We start from the raw sequence: 23,014 nt of genomic DNA on the forward strand, positions 1-23,014 counted from the left end.
TATGTGAAATTTACAATTTAACGGTTAAAGAACATCTATAATTAATAGGCGCCAATTGTACCCAATAGTACATATCATTCTTTTTCCAAGCGGTGGAGTATTGCTTACTATCCAATACATTGTTAACCATAACGCTAAAAGTATATCTTTTTGCTTCGTATGATATACCTGCATCCATTCTAAAAATGTTTTTCATTTCTACTGGATCAATTGTTGTGAATCGAGGTGCTCTACCCACTAACCATTGATAGCCGGTTGAAATAGAGAAACCTTTTAAGAAATTCCCGGGTAATTTATAGGTTAGCCATGTGTTTTGTATATGTCTGATTCTATCTGGTGTAGCTTTCCCTACCAAAGAGGGATTTAAATCGTCTTTAGTTATTTTAGAATCTGTATATGCGTAATTTATGGTTGCATACATCCCTGGGAATAATTCACCTCTTACATCTACTTCAATACCCTTGGCTTTATTTTGGCCGTTTTGATATATATTGTTTGTAATTGGATCTTTCGTTACCGTATGTGATCTTTCAATTTGATAAATGGAAACTGTTGTGGTAAATGCATTCATCCACTCCTTTTTTAAACCTATTTCAAAGCTTTGTCCTTTTACAGGATCTAATGGCTTATCTTCAAAAGATTTTCCTACCAGGGGTGTAAAGGTATTGTCAAACAATCCATAGGCACTAAAGGTTTCATTTATTTTATAATTTATACCTACCCTCGGACTAAGATTGTTGTCTGAATTTTTATTTCTTGCTCCATATTGATTAAAAAATCCTTGGGCGTAAGTGTATCGCAAACCTACATTCATCTTTAACTTTCCATCTAAAATGCTTATTTCTTCCATTAAATAGGGAGAAATGTATGATAATCTACCTGTGCTTAAGTTATCCACTCCATTAATATCGTTTTCAGAATTATAACTTCCTCCCATTGAATTATTATTGATAACATTTGAATAAATAGGGTTTGAAATACTTAATGGGTAAATGGTTGTAGCTGTATTCCAAGTATCTTGGGTTTTATTAGTTTTATAATTATAATCAACTCCGGTTAATAGGTTATGGGTAAATATACCGGTAACAAAATGTCCTTTTGCATAAGCTTGTGCTGAAAATGTATTGTATTTCATAGCATCATATACATATACACGATCTAATATATCCGGATCCACTTTGTTTATCCCATTCACCCAATACATAGCTCCTACTGATTTGCTATTAACATTAGATACTTGTGTATGTAAGCTCCAGTTTTTATTAAAGGTTTTATCAAAATTTACAAATATATCATTGGCATCTGCTCTATAAGGGCGTGAACTTGGGTCTGTAATGGTGAAATCATACGGTAAAGTTCCGAATCCATAAGGAGAAATTTGTGCTTCACTCAACATATTATAGGATAAATGCTGATAGATGTATTGTGCAGATATGCTTGTATTCTCATCAAAATTGTATTGAATGGATGGAGCTATAACAATTCTACTGTTATCATCGTATTTCATAAATCCTTTTTTATGCATTCCCACAAGATTTAATCTATAGTATAACTTATTATCCTCTTTGTATTTCCCACTAATATCTGCTTCTCCTCTTAATAAATTAAAGCTTCCTTGAGAAAGAGTAAAATCTGTTCTTTTTTTTCCATCTGCACTTTTCGTTACGATATTATATGAGCCGGCTGGATCTCCTAAAGCATTCATAAAAGCTGAAGGTCCTTTTACAAATTCAACTCTATCAATAACTGCAATATCATCTCCTAAAGGTCCTTTTAATAAGGGACGTAAATCAACCCCATTTCTTTGGGCATTAATATATCCTCCTCTTGAATATATATCTGAAGATATTCCATTGTGCAACTCTTCTCTAAAGGTTCCACTAACATTCCTAGTGACACTTTCGTTAACATTCAATGATAGTTGGTCCTTAATTACAGACTGATCTATGGATTGTATATTTTGTGATATATCTAAGATATCTCCATCTAATCGCAAGCTTTTTGATATGTTATTTGTGTTGTAGTGTCTATTTTTAGGTGCTTGAATTTTAACCTCTTCAAGAGTAACACCTCTTATACTATCGGTAGTAGTTTGAGCATTAATTTTTTGACTAAAAAAAGAGGGAACAATTAATAATGTTAGGGATGGAAAAATAAGATTATTGATTTTTTTCATTCTATTATAAAGATTACTTCATTTATTTAAAATTATTTTTTGCTTTATCTATATTAAAAAACAAGAATAATACCAGAATTTTAAGTGTTTATAAAATGTATTCAACTGGATATGTTACTATTAAATAAATTTTACTCTTATTTTTAAAGACTATAAGTAATTATATCGATTAAATAAAATTGGAATCTCTAAAAAAATAAAAAGCATCTGTTACACAGATGCTTTTTATTTTTTTAATGTATCTTAAGTTTTTAGAATGATTTTATATCAAATCCTATGGATTCTAGGACTTGTACAACAGCTGATGCGGTATCTAAAGATGTTAAACATGCAACACTGTTTTCAACAGCATTTCTTCGAATTAAATATCCATCTTCTTGTGTTAAGCCATCGTTGGATAATGTATTAATTACAAACTGAGCTTTTCCTTTCTGCATTATTTTTATAATGTTATAGTCTTCATTTTCCAACTTATCTATCTCGATAACAGGAATTTCATTATCCCTTAAGTATTTAGCTGTACCTTTTGTTGCCATAATGGTATACCCAATATCATAGAATCTTTTAGCTATGGGTAGAGCTTCGGGCTTGTCTTTATCTGCAACTGTAAAAATTGCATTCCCTAGAATTGGAATGTTTATATGGCTTGCTAAAAGTGCTTTGTATAAAGCTCTTTCGTACGTTGTATCTTTCCCTATAACTTCTCCTGTTGATTTCATTTCTGGACCTAAGGTTATATCTACAGATCTCAATTTTGCAAATGAAAAAACAGGGGCTTTTACATAGATGTTTTTGGGTTCTGGATAGTATTCCATACTTAACCCTTGGTCTATTAGGGAGCTTCCTAGTACAGCTTTTGTTGCTACCTGCGCTAAAGGTATTCCTGTAACTTTACTCATAAATGGAATGGTACGACTGGAACGAGGATTCACTTCTAAAACATAAACTTTCCCTTTCATCAACACAAATTGGATATTCATCAAACCAACAATTTTAAATCCTTTAGCCAAGGCTTTCGTTTGTCTTATAATCTCCTCTTTTTCTTCTTGAGATATCGTTTGGGTAGGATATACAGCTATGGAATCTCCGGAATGAACTCCTGCTTTTTCTATATGTTCCATAACTCCAGGAATAAAAACGTTTGTACCGTCACAAATAGCATCAACCTCAATTTCTTTTCCGACCAAATATTTATCTATCAGAATCGGTTGCTTTTCATGAACATTAACCGCTTCTTTCATATATCTTTCCAACTCTCTATCGGAGTAGACGATCTGCATGGCTCTGCCCCCCAATACATAAGAAGGGCGAATCACTACCGGATATCCTATAGAGCTTGCAACTTTTAAGGCTTCATCTAAATTGAAAACCGTATCTCCTTTGGGGCGAGCTATGTCTAGTTCGTTTAACTGAGCTTCGAATTTTTTACGATCCTCGGCTCTATCAATATCTTCAATACTTGTTCCAAGAATTTTTACTCCTGCCTCCCTAGCTGCCTCAGCTAAATTAATTGCTGTTTGACCTCCAAATTGAACTAGAATTCCATCTGGCTTTTCTAAGTCTAAAATAGTGGTTATTGACTCTCGCGTAAGAGGTTCAAAATATAATTTATCTGAAATACTAAAATCAGTTGATACTGTTTCCGGATTGCTGTTGATAATTATTGCCTCATAACCGGATTGTTTTAATGCAAACACGCTATGCACAGTTGCATAATCAAACTCTACACCTTGTCCTATGCGTATAGGTCCTGAACCTAATACTACTATTTTCTTTTTGTCTGTTCTTAAGGATTCATTCTCTATTCCATAAGTACTATAAAAATAAGGGGTAGATGAGGTAAATTCAGCCGCACAAGTATCTACCATTTTAAATACGGGAACTATATTTTTTTCCTTCCTTAGTTTATAGATAGATTTTTCGTCTGCCTTCCAAAGTTGAGCAATTTCAAAATCTGAAAACCCATATTTTTTTGCCTTTTTAAGAATTTCAATATTCTCTGGCTGAGCTTCTAATTCTTTTTCTATTTCAATAATATGCTGCAATTTGGCTAAAAAGAATTTATCTATTTTACTAGCCTCTTGTATTCTTTCAATACTTTCCCCGTTTCTTAATGCATCTGCTATTAAAAATAAACGTTCATCATCTGCTTTTTTTAATTTCTCTTCTAAGGTTGAAGGATCATAAGGTTGAATATCTTTTTTTCTAATGTGTAAACAGCCTATTTCTAAGGATTGTACTGCTTTAAGTAAAGATTCTTCAATGGATGTTCCTATTGCCATAACTTCTCCTGTTGCCTTCATTTGAGTTCCTAATTGACGATTGGCACTTTGGAACTTATCAAATGGCCATCTCGGTATTTTGGCTACTACATAGTCTAAGGCTGGTTCAAAGCAGGCATATGTAGTGTTGGTAACTGGATTTTTCATTTCATCCAATGTTAATCCAATCGCAATTTTTGCTGCTAATTTAGCAATCGGATATCCGGTTGCTTTGGAAGCTAATGCAGATGATCGGCTTACCCTAGGATTTACTTCAATAACTATATAATCTCTACTATAAGGATCTAAAGCAAATTGAACATTACAACCTCCTTCAATTTCTAGGGCTCTGATTATTTTTAAAGCTGAATTTCTAAGTAACTGATATTCCTGATCTGCTAAGGTTTGACTTGGAGCAAACACTATGGAATCACCGGTATGTATTCCTACTGGATCAAAATTTTCCATGTTACATACCACAATGGCATTGTCGTTAGCATCTCGCATAACTTCATACTCAATTTCTTTGTAACCGGCGATACTTTTTTCAATTAAACATTGATGGACAGGACTGTATTTTAAGCCTGATTCTGTAATCTCTCGCAATTCAAGTTCATTTTCCGCAATTCCTCCTCCGGTTCCTCCTAATGTAAATGCTGGACGTACAATAATTGGGTAACCGATTTGATTGGCAAAATCAAGAGCTGCTTCAATGTCATTGACTATAACACTCTCTGCTATTGGCTCGTTAATGCTTTCCATTAACTGTTTAAACAAATCTCTATCTTCCGCTTGTTCAATGGAAGTTAACTTAGTACCTAGAACCTCTACATCGTACTGATTTAAAGTTCCTGACTTGGCCAATTCTACCGCTAAATTTAAACCTGTTTGTCCTCCTAAGGAAGGTAGCAGTGCATCCGGACGCTCCAAAGCTATAATTTGCTGGAGAAAATCTAAAGTTAAAGGTTCCATATAAACGGTATCCGCGATCTCCTTGTCCGTCATTATAGTGGCTGGATTGGAATTCACTAATACAACATGGTACCCTTCTTCTTTTAAAGCTAAACAGGCTTGTGTTCCTGCATAATCAAATTCTGCTGCCTGACCGATGATAATGGGTCCAGAACCGATTACTAATATTTTTTTTATATCTGTACGTTTTGGCATTTTTTAATTTTTAATTTTGATTAATGAGTATTTTTAAAATCTCTAATCAGGTTCATAAATTGATTAAACAAATATTCATTATCGTTAGGCCCTGGGCTTGATTCAGGATGATATTGAACGGTAAATGCATAATTTTCTTTGTGACATAACCCTTCAATAGTTCCATCGTTTAAGGCTCTATGGGTAATTTCTAAAGGTGTATTTTTTAGTGAGTCTTCCTCTACTGCATAACCATGATTTTGGGAAGTTATATGTACTCTATTGGTTTTTAGTTCCTTAACTGGATGATTGGCTCCTCTGTGACCAAATAACATTTTATAGGTTTTCGCTCCATGTGCTATTGCGAATAGTTGATGACCTAGACATATTCCAAAAATTGGAACTTTACCGCTTATTTGTTTTATTATTTCTATAGAATCGTTAAGTTCCTGTGGATCTCCAGGCCCATTGGAGAGCATTATACCATCTGGATTTAACTCTAAAATAGATCTAGCATTAGTATTATACGGAACTACGACTACATCACATTTACGTAAACATAGTTCTTTTAATATACTTTTTTTCATTCCGTAATCAATTAAAACAATTCGATATCCTTCTCCCGGAGCACTGTAAGCTCTAGGGGTTGAAACTTCCGGTACGTGATGTTCTAGTATTGTATTTTGTAATTTTTGGGCTACCTGAGCAGTATCTTCTGATAAATCACAAAATTTTCCTTTCATACTTCCCTTGGTCCTTATCATCTTTACTAAGGCTCTGGTATCAATACCGCTTAACCCAGGGATATTTTGTTTTTTAAGAAAGTAATCTATATTCATTTGACTTTGCCAATGAGATTCTGTATGGGCAAATTCATGAACAACAACTCCTCCTACAAATGGATTTAAGGATTCAAAATCACTGGGATTAATACCGTAATTACCAATTAATGGATAGGTGAAAACAATTATTTGTTTATGGAAGGAAGGATCAGACATAGTTTCTTGATAACCTGTCATACCAGTAGTGAAGACCACTTCTCCTACGGTAAACTGATCGCTCCCGAAACCTTCTCCAATAAATTCCATTCCGTTTTCTAATACTAATTTTCGTTTCAAGGTTATATGTTTATTTAAATTTTATGATTTTTATTTTAAATTTAATGAATTTCTATGAATTAAATACATAGTTAAGTACAGAAATTCGCGCAAAAACACCATTAGTCATTTGCGTAAAAATCCTTGATTTTGGAGATTCAATCAAATCTTCATCTATCTCAACTCCTCGATTAATAGGGGCAGGATGCATTATAATGGAATGTGCTTTCATATTACTTGCCCTCTCTTTGGTAAGACCATATAGGGAAAGAAAATTTCCTTCATCGTATTGCTGAGAATGTCTTTCATTTTGATTTCTTAATAACATTACAACATCTGCTTTTGGAATTGCCTCATCTATAGTTGTATATCTGCCCATTGTCATTGTTGAGTCTCTCCAAAATTCTGGCGTTGCAAAACTTATATTTGCTCCTAATCTTTGTAAAATTTTGGCATCTGAATGTGCTACTCTACTATGTACAACATCTCCTACTATCACTACGTTTAAATCCCTAAACTCTCCGAATTCTTCTTGTATGGTTATTAAGTCTAACAAAGATTGTGTGGGATGATCACCGCAACCATCTCCTGCATTAATTATTGGAACATCAAATTTTGAAATTAAATTTTCATAAAATCGATCTTCCCAATGTCTGATAACAAAACATTCTACACCAATGGAATTAAGCGTTTTCACCGTATCATACAGGGTTTCTCCTTTCTTAATACTTGAACTTTCTGCATCAAAATAAATAATTTCCATCCCTGTCTTTTTCTCAGCCATTTCAAAACTTAATTTTGTTCGTGTGCTATTTTCAAAAAATAAGTTGGATATATAATGATTGGATAGATTGGGATAAGCGTTTCTTTTTTTAAAGCTTATTGCATCTTCAATTAATTCTCTAATTACTTCAATGTTTAAATTTTCTAAAGAAATAAAATGTTGCATAAAATTATTTATATATAATTTTTGTTAAAGTCTAGTTCTACTAAAGCAAAAAAAAACATCTTAATTATTAAGATGTTTTTAAATATAATATTATTATTTTTTGAATCTCCCAATGGATGTTGTGTTTGATCTAAAACTAAAAAAAGAAATTTTATATTCTGAAAAGGTAAAATACTTTTCTGAGATAAAATCTTTTTTATACGAATAATTTTTTTCAAATCTTTATATATCCTTAACTATAAGGTCTAGCAAAGATAATAATTTTTTTTGAAAACTATGCTTTATTATAATTTATTATATTTTTTGCAGTATAACTATTCTAAGTTAGTATTTTTGCAATTGTATAAATATCTGCAGTTCAAAATGGAAAATTCTTTAACAACCAAGCCTAAATGGATTCGTGTAAAACTTCCAACTGGAAAAAATTACAAATCCCTTATCAATATTGTAGATAAGTACAAATTGAACACGATTTGCCAGAGTGGTAGTTGCCCTAATATGGGTGAATGTTGGGGAGAAGGAACTGCTACTTTTATGATATTGGGCAATATTTGCACTAGAAGCTGTGGATTTTGTGGAGTTAAAACCGGTCGACCTTCTGAGATTGATTGGGAGGAACCTGAAAAGGTTGCTCGCTCTATTAAATTAATGAAAATAAAACATGCCGTTCTAACTTCAGTTGATCGAGATGATTTAAAGGATATGGGTTCTATCCTTTGGGCTGAAACCATAAATGCTATAAGAAGAATATGTCCTGAAACTACTATGGAAACTTTAATCCCTGACTTTCAAGGAATCACCAAGCATTTAGATCGTTTAATAAACGCTTCACCGGAAGTGATTTCTCACAATATGGAAACTGTAAGCCGATTAACTCGTGAAGTTCGTATTCAAGCCAAATATTCCAGAAGTTTAGATGTATTAAGATACTTAAAGGAACAAGGACAAAGAAGAACTAAAACAGGAATTATGTTGGGGCTGGGTGAAAAAGTTTCTGAAGTTTATGAAACTATTAAAGATATTCATGATGCTAAGGTAGATATTATCACTATTGGACAATATTTACAACCGAGTAAAAAACATCTTCCTGTCAAAGAATATATTTCTTTGGAATTGTTTAAAGAATATGAGGATTTTGCTAAAAGCCTAGGCAATTTTCGTCATGTTGAATGTGGACCTTTAGTTAGATCATCTTATCATGCTGAAAAGCATATACATTAAATTAAAGTATTGGTTGCTTATATTTGTTTGATATTTTTATTTATTGTCCTCTTCTGAAGCGTTCCATATTTTGATTTTATCATTAATGTTTATTCCATGTACCTCTACGTATAAACCATCTGATAAGCCTAGAGTTATATCTTGTTTTTTGTATTCTCCATTGGGTTGCAAAATTTCTACAAATGGTTTGTTTTGTTCATCAAATTGGACTAATGCTTCTCTTACGGATAAGACGTCTTTTCTTTCATTTAAAACTATTTCTGCATTTGCACTGTAACCTGCTCGTATTAATACCCCGTTAGGAATTTTAAGATCTGCTTTTATATTATATTTAACTGCTCCATTTTCGTCGTAACCCTGTGGTGCTATAAATGATAAATTCCCTTGCAATTTTTCATCTTGTAAAGCTCCTATCACAATGTTCATGGGCATTCCAATTTTCATCATACCTGCATCTGATTCATCTACTTTACCTTCAAAAATCATCTTGTTTATATCTGCTATTGTTGCAATCGTAGTACCGGCATTAAAGGTATTAGCCTCAATTACTTGGTTTCCAACTTCAATAGGAAGTGCCAATATCATACCTTTGGTTGTAGAACGAATTTGTATACTTGCTAAATTTTCCAGACCACTGGCAACACCTTTAGTTGCAATATCATATTCTTTTTCTGCTTGATTTAGTGTTTGTTTTGCTAATTTATATTGAGTCTCCGCGTTTTCATATTCTTGTTTAGAGATTACTCCTTGTGTAAATAACAATTTTTCTCTTTCAAAGATTCTCTTTTGATTACTCAGCTGAATTTTTGCAGAATTGATGGATTGCATAGTTGAATTAACTGTTGCTACCACTGGAACTACTTTAATAGTTGCTATTAATTGCCCAACCTCCACTTGATCTCCTTCTTTGACGTAAATCTCTTTAATTATTCCCGATATATTAGGTTTTATCTCTATTTTTTCTTTTGGGTTTATCTTCCCCGTAGCTATAGATTTTATTTCAATGGTTTTAATTAGAGGTGTTTCCGTAAGAAATTTTTCGCTTTTATTTGAGTTTGCTTTAATTATATAACTTATGCAAAAAATTAGAAGTGCTATAAAAATAACTATTAATGATATTTTCAAAATTTTCTTCTTCATGTGTAATTTATAATTATATAATAACGTGGTTGAATGATTAGTGTAGCTTTAAACCTTTTTGTTACATTTATATAATGGATTTACAATTTAAAAATTCATTTTAGTTATCTTTGTATTATCATGGATATGTCTCTTCCTAATCAGGTATTGGAGTATTATTGGGGATACAAAGATTTTAGATATCCCCAAAAAGAAATTATTCTTTCAATTTTAAATAATAATGATACTGTTGCTTTACTTCCAACGGGTGCAGGAAAATCCATTTGCTATCAAGTTCCCGCTTTACTTAAAGAGGGGGTATGTATTATCATTTCACCTCTATTAGCTCTTATTAAAGATCAAGTTTTTCAACTTAAAAGGCGTTATATTCCTTCAGATTTTATTTCTTCCGAGCAAACAGCTGATCAACATCATATCATATACAATAAACTTAAAAATAATGAATTAAAATTACTGTATATTTCCCCTGAAAGACTTTTGAATAAACAGTTTTTAGAAATTATCTCTGATATTAAGGTTTCTTTTATTGCGATTGATGAAGCTCATTGTATTTCAGAGTGGGGAAACGATTTTCGCCCATCGTATCAGCAAATTCATTCATTTAGAGAATTTATAGGATCCCACATTCCTTGTATTGCTCTAACTGCCACAGCCACAGAGAAAGTTCTTTCTGAAATAATTATCAAACTTAAACTAAAAGATGTTGAAGTTTTTAAAAAATCATACAAAAGAGAAAATTTATCTCTTCAAGTTGTAAAAGCTGAGGATAAAATTTCTCAAATAGTTAGGATTCTTAACAAGTACAGGGGATCAGGCATCATATATTGTAGAACAAGGAGTGAAACTAAAAACTTATGCTCTATTTTAAGAGGTAAAGGGTATTTGGTTGATTTTTTTCATGCGGGTCTGTCTCCTAGTGAAAAAATTAAGAAACAAAAAAATTGGACTGAAAGTGATTCTTTAGTTCTTATATCCACCAATGCTTTTGGTATGGGTATTGACAAAGAAAATGTAAGATGTATCATTCATTTTTCACCTCCTTATTCATTAGAAAATTACTACCAAGAAGTAGGTAGAGCGGGTAGGGACGGAAATCTATCTCATGCCTTCTTATTATGGAACGATTATGAATTTTCTAATTTATCTTCTTTTTTATTACAAACCATTTGCTCTTACAATGATTATAATAAGATTATTAAATACTTATATACATTATATGGAATAGCCCCTTCAGAAACTCCTGAACATATATTTGACTTTGATCTTAACTATTTCCAAAAATATACTAAAATTCCTTCCACGAGAATCATACCTATTTTAGAGTTTCTTAATAATAGCTCAATTATTAACTGGAGATACGAACCTGGGGATAGTATTATACAATTAAAATTCCCAATTGAAAGACTTGATTATCAATCATTTGGTAAGGATACTTGGATTTTTGACGAAATTTCTAGAAAAATTACCGGTGTTTTTTCTTACCAAATTAAATTCAATGAATCTAAACTTGCAAACGTTTTAAGAATTTCTTTGGAAGAATTGCGTAAATTTTTAACTAAATATAGTCAAAGTGGTGATATTTTTTATGTAGATGGAAATAAGCAAAAAATACAATTTCTTACTGCTAGAAATGATTCTGATCTTTTAAATGAATTCTGGAAAAAATTTAATCAAATACAGAATAATAAATTATTAAAATATAAAGAATTAGAATTTTTTATTCAGAATAAAAAGTTTTGCCGTATGCGATTAATTCTAGGTTATTTTGGAGAAAAAGAAAAAGAATCTTGCGGTAAATGTGATATTTGTTTATCTAAACAAACTTATAATTCTCTAACAAATTCTGAAAATTTATTTCAATTTATAAAAGTTAGCCCTAGGACTAGACAGGATATTTATGATGAATTCTATTGTCATACTTCTGATGAAATTCATGATCTCTTACAAGAACTTATAGGTGAAAATAAAATAAAAGTATTAAATTACAATACTTATTGTGTAAATAACTAAATCATTAATCGCCTAGTTTTATTTATGGATATTAAAATTGAAAAATCTTGGAAAAAAGTATTAGATCAAGAATTTGAAAAACCATACTTCAAAAGTTTAATTGAATTTGTTAAAAGTGAATATAAAAACCATGTTTGTTTTCCTAAGGGCAAAGATATTTTCAAAGCTTTTGAATTAACCCCTTTCAATGATGTTAAAGTGGTTATTCTGGGACAAGATCCTTATCATAACTTTAATCAAGCTATGGGATTATGTTTCTCTGTACCTGAGGGCACGGTTTATCCTCCTTCTTTAAAAAATATTATAACTGAACTGAAAGATGACATGGGTACCGTTTTAAAATCTGGAGATTTATCTTATTGGGCAAACCAAGGTGTTTTTATGTTAAATGCTACTTTAACTGTTAGGGCACATATAGCAGGTTCTCATCAAAAAAAAGGTTGGGAAATTTTCACGGATAAAGTCATTGAGAAAATATCTGAATTAAAAAATAACGTTGTATTTATTTTATGGGGGAGTTATGCACAACAGAAAACTAGTTTAATAAACACAGATCAACATTGCATAATTAAATCTGTTCACCCTTCTCCTTTATCTGCATACAGAGGATTTTTTGGATCTAAACCATTCAGTAACGCAAATAAATATTTAGCATCTAAAAATTTATCCCCAATTCAGTGGTGAATCAGGGATGTGTCTTAATTATTTATATGAACTTTCTTTTTTTAAATCTTTCTCTAATTGTTTCTTAATCTTTTTCTGATTTTTTTCATATTGCTTTCTATCTTTCGGAGACATCGAATTTACATCTGGACTAAATAACTCGCTTATATCTTGGTCTTTTAAATCTTCTGCTGTTATTATGATATCGCCAGGTTGACTAACGGCAGTGGTCTCTGATAAATTTATTGTGCTTTTAAGTTCACTAGCATTGGTTTGATCTACGGGCTTAGTAATATTTGTTTGGGAAGAGATATCTGAATTTGTAGACTTTTCTAATTTTATATCTTTGTTATCCGTAAAACTTTCTTTTTTCTCTTGTTTGTTAGGTACTGCAGCCTCTTCAGTTACGTAGGATTCTTGTTTGTTTGAAATATTATCCTGTGTTACAATATTTTCCTGCTGTGATTCTAATTTTGGGATGACTACTTCTTCTAATTCAATATTTTTCGTTGTAGTAGTTATATTTTCTTCATAAACTTCTGAAGGTTTAGATATAGGTACGTTTTTAACCTTTACGCCTTCTTTAGAACGTAAAACTGACATGGGTTCTTTTGAATAGTTGGATTCTTGAGTAACATTTCTAACTACTACACCATTACTTAATACCCAAAGCTCATTACCGTTTGCATCTGTAGTTCTAAAAATTGTTGGATTGGCTGGGTTTTCTGCTTTCTTACCACTATTCTCTGCTAACAAAATTTGTTGCTGAGTCATTATTGCTTCCTTCTTTTCAACATCTATAACACTACCTTCTTGCTTAAGAATATATCCTTGCTGGGAACTAGTTTCTTCTTGTACTTCCTCAAGTTGTGCATAAGAAGTTATAGACAATAATATAATAGGAAGAGTATAAATTTTTTTCATAACCACCAATATCAATTACTTATATTTAATTTTACTAAATTACAATTTTTTATATTTAAATGAACAAATATAAATATAAAAAATTGTAATTTATCTTTATTCTTTATCTACTTCATTATTATACGGTAAAGTTCCTTTATTATTTTTAAGTTTAAAATTTTTAAAATCTTCAGTTGCTTCGATTCCGTTTGAAGATATATTTGTTGTCACTCCATCCGCTCTATATATTTTAACTGTATCGTCTGAATATATTTTCCTCAACTTCTTATCCCAAAATAGGTGATTTGTTTTTAAAGTATCTTTGTCCGAATTTATTACCACTACATTATTCTTAGCTTCATACCACCCTTCAGATTCAATAATTTTAGCATAGTTAGCCATTAAATATATGGGTTCATCTTTATCTCTTTCAATAAACTCTACTTTTAAACCTTTGGGAAATAAGGTGAAGGGTGTTTTTGTAAATTCATATTCTTCAATCAAAGGAGATTTAAGTTTAACTTTTATATATACTGAATCATGCAATGTTAAATTTGCGTTTAATATCTGCCTTGATGGAAATTCTAAATTCTTTTTTTCTAATTTTTTAGATTCATCGTCTGTGCAAGAGTTAAAATAAAATAGTAGGTAAATAATTAAAATTATAAATGATAATTTTCTACTAATTTTAAACATAATGTTTTTTAATTACAAAATCTTTTGACTTATTTCAAATTCATTTTATTTATAAATATACAATTAAAAAAGGTTATTCAAGAATTGAATAACCTTTTTTATTATATACTGAAAAATTTTATGAGATTTGTGTTAACCTTAAGGTATTGGTTAATCCATTTCCAAAAGAAGGCATAGCATTTAAATTAATTACATAATCTTTAGATTTGATTATACCCCTTTCTTTGACCATTCTATTTACTTCTACAACTGTTTCATCGGTACTTTTTAATCCTTCATACAAGAATGCTTGCACACCCCATAAAAGATTCAACATAGTAATGATTCTTTTATTACTTGTAAAAACGATGATATCAGCTAAAGGTCTATGGGAAGAAATTTGAAAAGCTGTATATCCTGATTGGGTCAACGTAATTATTGCTTTAGCATTCACTTGACCAACCATATCTGCAGCATTATAACAAATTGTATCCGTAATATATCTTTCAGAACCTTGAACTGGTTTATGTTGTGGAATTCTTATACATTCATCTTCTTCAACGCTGTTAATAATTTTTGACATGTTTTGTATTACTTCTACCGGATGTTTTCCTACAGATGTTTCTCCACTTAACATTACTGCATCTGCTCCATCTAATACTGAATTTGCAACGTCATTTACCTCAGCCCTGGTAGGGGTCAATCCGTCAATCATACTCTCCATCATCTGAGTTGCTATAATTACAGGTTTGCATGCAATTTTACATCTTTTAACTAGATTTTTTTGAATTAATGGGACTTGTTCCATTGGAATTTCAATTCCTAAATCACCTCTTGCGACCATAATACCATCTACTGCACTTACTATCTCTTCAATATTTTTTACAGCTTCTGGCTTTTCAATCTTAGCAATAATTGGAATTTTATGATTGCAATGCTTTTGTATTAATTTTTTTAGATCATTTACATCAACTTCATGCCTAACAAAAGAAAGTGCGATCCAGTCAAAATCTAATTTTATTGCAATTTCAGCATCTTTTATATCTTTTTCTGTTAAGGCTGGTAAAGATATTTTTGTATTTGGTAAGTTAACTCCTTTTTTAGATAATAATGGTCCACCTTGAATTACTCTTGCTTTAACTTTATCTATTAAATTGGTTTCAATTACTTCAAATATCAATTTACCATCATCTAATAATATTCGCTCACCGACCTTTACGTCCTTAGCGAATTCATTATAGCTCATATAGACTTGTTGAGCGTCTCCTTCTATTTTCTCATTGGTAAATGTGATAATGTCTCCTTGATTTACAACAACTCCAGGCTTAACTATTCCTAATCTAAGCTTGGGGCCTTGTAAATCTGCCAATAGAGCCACACTAAATCCATGCTCTTCATTGATTTCTCTTACTAACGTTACCCATTTCTCTGCTATAGATTCTTCTGCATGTGAAAAATTAACTCTAATCACATTTACACCAGACTTAAACATATTTATTAATGTTTCTTTGTCTTCTGATGCTGGTCCTATAGTTGCTACTATTTTTGTTTTTTTATTATATAAATTCATTCTTCTATTAATATCAAATTTTCAAGATTATTTTTTTTTATTCTATTTAAATCAACTACTTCATAATTACTTATAAAATTAAATTTCTTCAAAGTTACATAAAACTCTTCACTCAATAAGAAATCATATTTTAAGAAGTAGTTAAAAAATTTATATTCCGGCACTAATATTTCAATAATTTCTGAATGGTCAAACAATTCATTTTTTTCTTCTTTAAATAACGGATAAGATGCATTACTTATTAATTCAATGTTTTGTTTAGTTTTAATATCATAAAATTTATAGGCTGAAAAACTGTATTCATGTTCATCTTTATAGATTTTGTGATCTCTAATTCTCTTAAAACTAAATGAAAAAAATTCATTAAGTAAAAAAACAAACCTGTAGTCTTTACTTACATTTGTCTTTATACCTAGTAATTTAAAATCAAATATTGGATCATCATCCTCCCATGTAAGGGAATACAATTTCATAATTTATTTGATTTTATTACTTAATTTATAGTATGCTCTTTTTGAGGCTATTTCTTCTGCACTTTTTTTTGAACTAGCCCTACCTTTAGAAATGATTTGATCATTAAGCTTAATGACAGAATCAAAAATTAAAATATTTTCTGCATTATCCTCTTGAGAGGTTTCAAAAGTAATGTTAAATTTATTTTTTTGAGCCCACTCAAGTATATAACTTTTATAGCTGGTTATCTTGTTTTCTAAATTTATAAGATCATCATTATTAATTAATGTCCTTTCGATAAATTTTTTTGAGAAAATAAATCCTTTATCTACATAAATGGCTCCAACTAAAGATTCGTATAAATTTCCTTCAATATTTTTACCTAAATTTGTGTTTTTTCTTTTGCTTAAATATGTTGATAAATTTAATTTTTTCCCTAGCAGGTTTAATGCACTCCTATTAACCATTTTAGATCTCATTTGGGTTAAATAACCCTCATCTTTATTGGGAGCTTTATGGAATAAAAAATCAGAAACTACCGTTGAAATGATTGAATCACCTAAAAATTCAAGTCTTTCAAAATTTTTATCATCACTATTTAATGAAGTATGCGTAAAACATTCATGAAAAATTTCTATACTAATTGGTTTATAACCAATTAAAACTTCGATTTGCTTTTGAAATGTTTTTTCTTGGATTGAAAAGTTTTTCTTTTTAGATATTATGGAATGGAAAATATTTTTCTTCCAAAAATTCATTATTTAAAAAAATATTTTAAATCTTTTTAAATATCACACATGCATTGTGACCTCCAAATCCGAAAGTATTACTTAACGCATAGGTAATATTTTTTTTCTTTGCCTTATTAAAAGTCAAATCCAGTTTTTCATCTATTTCCTCATCATCTGTAAAATGATTAATTGTTGGAGGGACGATATCGTTACGAATTGCTCCTACACAAGCTAATGCTTCAATAGCCCCAGCCCCACCTAAAAGATGACCTGTCATAGATTTTGTAGAATTTATTTGAATATTATATGAATGCTCTCCAAATAATTTTTTTATCGCCTTTATTTCAGCTAAATCGCCTAAAGGAGTTGATGTGCCATGAAGATTTATATGATCTATATCTGTAATAGAAATATTTGCATCATCTAAAGCATTTTTCATTACATTATAAGCTCCTAGTCCTTCTGGATGTGGTGCTGTCATATGGTACGCATCGGCACTTAAACCACCAGCAACAAGTTCAGCGTATATAGTTGCGCCTCTTCTTATCGCATGTTCGTACTCTTCAAGAACTAAAGTCCCTGCTCCTTCCCCTAAAACAAAACCATCTCTATCTTTATCAAACGGCCTAGACGCTGTAGAAGGATCCTCATTTCTTGTAGACATTGCATGCAATGCATTGAAGCCACCAATACCACTTTCACAAATTGCAGCCTCTGATCCGCCAGTTACAATTACATCTGCCTTTCCTAAACGAATAAGCATTAAAGAATCAATAATTGCATTAGACGAAGAAGCACATGCTGACACTGTAGCATAATTAGGCCCCATAAACCTATATTCCATAGAAATAAGTCCAGGTGTCATATCAGCAATCATTTTAGGAATAAAAAAAGGATTAAATCTAGGCATACCATTTCCTAACGCAAATTCACTAACTTCATGTTGAAAAGTAAATAACCCTCCTATTCCTGAACCCCAAATCACCCCAACTTTAGCTTTATCCAAGTCAGAATATTCTAAAAGTCTACTATCTTCAATAGCTTCTCTTGAAGAAATTATTCCTAATTGTGCACATCGATCATACTTGCGAATGTCCTTTTTCCCGAAATAATCTTCAGGATTATAATTTTTTACTTCGCAGGCAAACCTTGTCTTAAAATTTGTTGCATCAAATAGAGTAATTGGACCTGCTCCACTAACACCATTAAGTAAAGCCTCCCAATATTCTTGAAAAGTGTTACCTAATGGGGTTATAGCACCAAGTCCAGTCACTACTACTCGCTTTAAAGCCATATTTTGATGTCTTTGTGTGAAATTATTGTTTGTTTACTTCTTCGATGTAAGAAATTGCTTGTCCTACAGTAGATATTTTTTCTGCTTGATCATCAGGGATTTGAATATCAAATTCCTTTTCAAATTCCATAATTAACTCCACTGTGTCTAATGAATCAGCCCCTAAGTCATTTGTAAAACTTGCTTCTGGAGTAACCTCGCTTTCATCTACTCCTAATTTATCAACAATGATAGCTTTTACTCTTGATGTAATGTCAGACATAACCTTTAAAATTTTATTTATTATAGTTCAGTTGGCAAATATAAAATTTTTTTTTCTAAAATAATATTTTTTCAGCTTTTTGAATTATCAATTTATTTAAATATTATCAATTAAACTTTTTAATAGAATATTGAAAAGTTAATATAAGGCATAAAGTAGATGTTTTATTGATTGGTCTTTAACTCCTTTTTATTAAACCATATAACATAATCATTATTTTCTTTATATATATTGTACAAATTTTTCTTAATGGTAGGGTTATCTTTAACTTTATCTATATATTTCTGCCCCTCGAAAATGGATGGAATATTTATGTTTAAATTATGAAATTCAAATAAACCTGCCGTCATAATGTTTGCTCCTGCATCATTCCCAAAAGAATTAAGAATAAAAGGTGCTTCCATAAATTTATTTTTTTCCGTGAACTGAATAACTTGACTTGGCATGGGAGCTCCGTTAAGCAAATATACATTATCATCATCTTTAATATTTAAGTTATTTAAATCATAACTTATCTGTGTGAATAGATATTCATTGTAGGTTTTCATTATGGACAATGAAGCTCCATAGGAATATGATAGTGAAAAAAAATATAAATATGGAAGTACTAAAAGAAATTTCCAATATCCTTTCAAAAATGCGTTAATATAGTAAAATAAGAAAACTATGAAAATAGATGTTGCTATTAACATTCTTGGCATGTAAGCTATATTTTTCATGAATAGCAAAATACCTGGAACACAAAGTGCAATCGCTAAAGGAGATAATATAAAAATGATCTTATTTAACTTGTTCTTATTTAATCTTATGTTTTTAAATATAAATATATACGAGATTAGGAATAGAACTATTAAAACTATTAAATATAAAAAACTAAAGTGAAAATAAAAATTAGCTAAAATTGTTATAATATTTTTGAAAAATAGGATTAATCCATCCAAATTAAATGGAATATTTTCTTTCATCCCTTTAATATAAAAATTCTCACCGCCGTTTAAGTATAATTTTATTACCAATACATAATATAAAATATAGGCAATTATGGCTATTAAAATGGATTGTAATAAATTTTTAGCTGAATTCGGGTGTGAGTTTTTATAATCTGAAATATAAAATAGAAAACATACTGAAAAATATATATTTATAGAGGCTTGATACATTCCTAAGGCTACAAAAACCATTAGAATTTTAATAACTATGTATTTCTTTCCTTTAATTTCGGAAGAAAGAATTGCTAAAAGAATTGAAAATGCCATAAAAACACTATCAAATCTATAGGATAAATTCTCTAAGAATAAAGGGCTACACAAAACTGGGAGTACAATTAAATATGAAATTATATTAAATTTCATATTCATCCTTTTTATAAGAATCATCAATGCTATTGTTATAAAAATGCATGACAAGATTGTCGTTAATGGAAACAAGTCAACCGGCGCTCCCAAAGATATAATTGTATACAAAACATCTGCAAAAGGTCTCCCTATGTAAGACCAGTATTGAAATTTATTGACTCTAGACATATCATCAATAAAATATACATTTGCTAATATTAGAGGAAAGACATAAAATATACTTAAACCTAATAATATGAAAAACGAATTTCTGTTTTTATAAAAAAATACCATATAAACATTAAATTTGCCCCTAAAATTAAAAAATTTATCATTATTTTTAATTAATCCATGATTTTTTTAATTCATTTACAAAAAATGTCATTTGTACAATTAAAAAAGATCTGATTAACAATACCTTAACCTTGTATTCATTTTTTTTAGAATTTTAACTATTAATATCAGATTATTTTTAAAAAAATATGACTTTTAACAATTTTTTATCCTTGATTTAATAATTCTATATTTTTGAAATAAAAAATATTCTTAATCCATGATATCTACTTTACCTTTAAAAAATATATTGTTCATTGATTTAGAAACGGTTCCAGAGCATGAAAATTGGAATGAATTGTCTGACAGAACTAAAAAGCTATGGGAAGTAAAAACTCAATTTCAAAGAAAGGAAGAAATCTCTGCTGAAGAATATTATTATGATCGTGCCGGTATACTTTCTGAATTTGGAAAAATCATTTGTTTAAGTTGTGGATTAATAACGGATGATAATAAAATAAAAATTAAAAGCTTTTACGGTTCAAACGAAAAAAATATCCTTAATAGCTTTAATGAAATGCTAAAGGCTAAATATTTTAAATCAACTTTATTATTATGCGCCCATAATGGGAAAGAATTTGACTTTCCTTTTATTGCAAGAAGAATGTTAATTCATCAAATTAAGCTTCCGAACATTCTGAAAATTCAAGGAAAAAAGCCTTGGGAAATCCCCCATTTAGACACGATGGAATTATGGAAATTTGGAGATTATAAACATTATACTTCGTTAGATTTACTAGCACATATATTCAATTTACCCTCCCCTAAAAATGAAATGGATGGTAGTGAAGTTTCAAATGTATTTTATAAAGAAAAAAATATTGATAAAATAAAAAATTATTGCGAAAACGATGTTGTAACATTAATTAATATTTTTAGAAAAATGAGGTATGAAACACCTTTAAATAGAGAATAAACTGAAAATACAATTTTATTTTTGATGTTTTTTTCTAAAATACATTTATCTATAGATAAATTTTGTTTAACACTTTTTGAAAAACATCTGTTAATTAAAATTTTATGTATTTAAAGTTACTCAACCAAAAATTAACTCAATGCATAATTCATATTTATTAACTTTGTTAAAATACCTAAAAATGACAATTTCTAAAGCAAGAGAATCAACCGATATAATTGAAAGACTATACATAACTATGCGCCATCTTTTTAATAGAGGCGGATTTAAACCCTCTGGAACTTCTGGAATTGAACTTAGAAATTATTTATTAAAATTAAATCCAGAAATCTATGGTACCCTTGCAGAACCTGAAAAAGTTGAGCTTAATGGATTGATTTATGTATTAGATCGTTTGCCCAAAGGAATTGAAGAATGTTCATATATATATCTTTCTTCCAACGAAGGCTTAGATAAATCTACTTTCGAACCTATTTATCCTAAAAAAAGAAGGAGAACTTGTTATAGAATTGATGATCATCAAATGAACATTGAAGTTTTATTAGGTCGTTCTGAAATATACGACATTTTAACACATTTAACTTTTTTATATAACGAAGCTGATAAAATCCGAAAAAAAACACATGACTTTAAAGGCAAAGCAGGAAGAATATGGAAATCCATTGAAAAAATTGCTTTAAACCAAGAACCACTTGAAAGAATTGAAAGAGAAATTGTATTAGCACATTTATCAACAATACTAGGAAGAAGCTTTAATGAAATCGTTCAAACTTACAATAGTTTTAGTGAAAATAATGATCCTGATCGTTTTATAAAAGTTATCTATCATTTGGGAAATGTTAGTAAAAATGATTTTAACAACACGCGTAAAAGAGAAATATTTTTTAGTTCAATTTTAAAGGAACGTGTAGGCCATCACCTTTTTGGTGAAAGATGGGCATTAAACCTAAAAAAAACGTTAATTAGCAATAATTTTATAAATAAAAAAATACATATTATAAGTTCAAATATGCATAGTGTATGCAATATGCTTTATGCACATGAGGCTTTAAACAAAAAATATGATCTTTCGAATGAATTGAAACTTTATGAAGAATTAAGCAAAAACTTTAATTTAGTTTCTAAAGTAAACGAACATGCCAAAGAGCATGGTATGATATATATACATGACGATAGTGGTTCTAATATTGATGTTCAAATCTTTGATTTATCAAAAATTAATTTAGATAACTCTCCTTTTAAAAATCTTAAAAATATAAATTCCGATGATCTACTCATCGTTTTTGATTATGCGTTCGGTGAACAAGCTTTTGAAATTATGGATGAGCTATTACGACCTTTAGAAATTAATAATGAAAAAAAGAATCTTAATGTAGAATCGATATCTATATTAGGAAAAGCAGGAATTTTAGTAGGAAATAAAGGAGATATAATGATTCCAAATGCTCATATTTTTGAAGGAACTGCTGATAATTATCCCCTTCATAATGAATTATCTATATCGGATTTTGACGGATACAACGTTCAAACTTACAAAGGTGCAATGATAACCGTTCTAGGTACATCTTTACAAAACAAAGACGTACTCACCTATTTTATGGATACATCTTGGAAAGCAATAGGTCTGGAAATGGAAGGAGCTCATTACCAAAAAGCCATTCAAGTAGCTTCTAAAATAAGGAATCACATCAATAAAAACGTTAAGCTGCGTTATGCTTATTATGCTTCTGACAATCCTTTAGAAACCGGGAGCACTCTAGCCTCCGGAGGATTGGGACTAACTGGAGTTAAACCTACTTATTTAATTACCCAAAAAATATTAGAACAGATATTCTCAGACAAAAACCAATAAGAATTGAATCACTGGCTAATCGTAAATG

The 23,014-nt window shown here is 30.1% G+C and carries 18 protein-coding genes; 5 read left to right on the plus strand and 13 right to left on the minus strand.

Translation table 11 applies throughout. The annotated features are described in order from the left end of the window. Positions 1-10: 10 nt before the first annotated feature. The 4 genes from ETU08_RS01055 to ETU08_RS01070 form a co-directional block, all read right to left on the minus strand. Positions 11-2,176 carry a TonB-dependent siderophore receptor gene (locus ETU08_RS01055; protein ID WP_146261160.1) on the minus strand — a complete coding sequence of 722 codons (2,166 nt, stop codon included), beginning with the start codon at positions 2,174-2,176 and terminating at the stop codon, positions 11-13. Between the two features lie 251 nt (positions 2,177-2,427). Beyond that, positions 2,428-5,604: a carbamoyl-phosphate synthase large subunit gene (gene carB / locus ETU08_RS01060; RefSeq protein WP_146261161.1), complete on the minus strand. Its 3,177-nt coding sequence runs from the start codon at positions 5,602-5,604 to the stop codon at positions 2,428-2,430. A 20-nt stretch (positions 5,605-5,624) separates the two neighbouring features. Further along, positions 5,625-6,701 (minus strand): carbamoyl phosphate synthase small subunit, encoded by a 1,077-nt coding sequence (locus ETU08_RS01065; RefSeq protein ID WP_146261162.1) that lies wholly within the window; start codon positions 6,699-6,701, stop codon positions 5,625-5,627. A 52-nt stretch (positions 6,702-6,753) separates the two neighbouring features. Beyond that, positions 6,754-7,629, minus strand: a complete 876-nt coding sequence (locus ETU08_RS01070; protein ID WP_146261163.1) for an aspartate carbamoyltransferase catalytic subunit — start codon at positions 7,627-7,629, stop codon at positions 6,754-6,756. A gap of 363 nt (positions 7,630-7,992) precedes the next feature. On the opposite strand from ETU08_RS01070, the gene lipA reads away from it, so the two are divergent. Further along, complete coding sequence (gene lipA, locus ETU08_RS01075; RefSeq protein WP_185145027.1) at positions 7,993-8,850, plus strand: lipoyl synthase; 858 nt, start codon at positions 7,993-7,995, stop codon at positions 8,848-8,850. A gap of 36 nt (positions 8,851-8,886) precedes the next feature. Here lipA and ETU08_RS01080 read toward each other — a convergent pair whose 3' ends face one another. Further along, on the minus strand, positions 8,887-9,990 hold the full coding sequence (locus tag ETU08_RS01080) for an efflux RND transporter periplasmic adaptor subunit (protein ID WP_146261164.1): 1,104 nt from the start codon (positions 9,988-9,990) through the stop codon (positions 8,887-8,889). Between the two features lie 126 nt (positions 9,991-10,116). Here ETU08_RS01080 and ETU08_RS01085 point away from each other — a divergent pair, with 126 nt between their 5' ends. Further along, positions 10,117-12,000 (plus strand): RecQ family ATP-dependent DNA helicase, encoded by a 1,884-nt coding sequence (locus ETU08_RS01085; protein WP_221410529.1) that lies wholly within the window; start codon positions 10,117-10,119, stop codon positions 11,998-12,000. 24 nt (positions 12,001-12,024) lie between these two features. Next, positions 12,025-12,684 carry a uracil-DNA glycosylase gene (locus tag ETU08_RS01090; protein WP_146261166.1) on the plus strand — a complete coding sequence of 220 codons (660 nt, stop codon included), beginning with the start codon at positions 12,025-12,027 and terminating at the stop codon, positions 12,682-12,684. An 18-nt stretch (positions 12,685-12,702) separates the two neighbouring features. Here the strand turns inward: ETU08_RS01090 and ETU08_RS01095 are convergent, their stop codons facing one another. The 8 genes from ETU08_RS01095 to ETU08_RS01130 all read right to left on the minus strand — a co-directional run bounded on the left by ETU08_RS01095 (position 12,703) and on the right by ETU08_RS01130 (position 20,179). Beyond that, positions 12,703-13,587, minus strand: a complete 885-nt coding sequence (locus ETU08_RS01095) for a hypothetical protein (RefSeq protein WP_146261167.1) — start codon at positions 13,585-13,587, stop codon at positions 12,703-12,705. 96 nt (positions 13,588-13,683) lie between these two features. Next, positions 13,684-14,262: an LPS export ABC transporter periplasmic protein LptC gene (lptC, locus tag ETU08_RS01100; RefSeq protein ID WP_146261168.1), complete on the minus strand. Its 579-nt coding sequence runs from the start codon at positions 14,260-14,262 to the stop codon at positions 13,684-13,686. Between the two features lie 118 nt (positions 14,263-14,380). Continuing rightward, entirely contained in the window at positions 14,381-15,811 is a 1,431-nt protein-coding gene (gene pyk, locus ETU08_RS01105) for a pyruvate kinase (protein WP_146261169.1), read from the minus strand. Next, positions 15,808-16,284 (minus strand): IPExxxVDY family protein, encoded by a 477-nt coding sequence (locus tag ETU08_RS01110; RefSeq protein ID WP_146261170.1) that lies wholly within the window; start codon positions 16,282-16,284, stop codon positions 15,808-15,810. The genes pyk and ETU08_RS01110 overlap by 4 nt, the downstream gene beginning before the upstream one ends. Before the next feature lie 3 nt (positions 16,285-16,287). After that, positions 16,288-17,022: a ribonuclease III domain-containing protein gene (locus tag ETU08_RS01115; RefSeq protein WP_146261171.1), complete on the minus strand. Its 735-nt coding sequence runs from the start codon at positions 17,020-17,022 to the stop codon at positions 16,288-16,290. Positions 17,023-17,038: 16 nt separating this feature from the next. Continuing rightward, complete coding sequence (fabF, locus tag ETU08_RS01120) at positions 17,039-18,289, minus strand: beta-ketoacyl-ACP synthase II (RefSeq protein WP_146261172.1); 1,251 nt, start codon at positions 18,287-18,289, stop codon at positions 17,039-17,041. A gap of 22 nt (positions 18,290-18,311) precedes the next feature. Further along, complete coding sequence (locus ETU08_RS01125) at positions 18,312-18,551, minus strand: acyl carrier protein (protein WP_055424989.1); 240 nt, start codon at positions 18,549-18,551, stop codon at positions 18,312-18,314. Between the two features lie 164 nt (positions 18,552-18,715). After that, the gene (locus ETU08_RS01130; protein WP_146261173.1) at positions 18,716-20,179 is read right to left on the minus strand and encodes a glucosyltransferase domain-containing protein; all 1,464 of its coding nucleotides are present in this window, start codon (positions 20,177-20,179) and stop codon (positions 18,716-18,718) included. 259 nt (positions 20,180-20,438) lie between these two features. On the opposite strand from ETU08_RS01130, the gene ETU08_RS01135 reads away from it, so the two are divergent. Together ETU08_RS01135 and ETU08_RS01140 are read left to right on the plus strand one after the other, a co-directional pair. Continuing rightward, complete coding sequence (locus ETU08_RS01135) at positions 20,439-21,134, plus strand: 3'-5' exonuclease (RefSeq protein WP_146261174.1); 696 nt, start codon at positions 20,439-20,441, stop codon at positions 21,132-21,134. 181 nt (positions 21,135-21,315) lie between these two features. After that, on the plus strand, positions 21,316-22,986 hold the full coding sequence (locus tag ETU08_RS01140) for a DUF6909 family protein (protein WP_146261175.1): 1,671 nt from the start codon (positions 21,316-21,318) through the stop codon (positions 22,984-22,986). Positions 22,987-23,014 lie beyond the last annotated feature (28 nt).

Origin of the sequence: Apibacter muscae (assembly GCF_007845635.1) — a bacterium.
GTDB classification, from domain to species: Bacteria; Bacteroidota; Bacteroidia; order Flavobacteriales; family Weeksellaceae; genus Apibacter; species Apibacter muscae.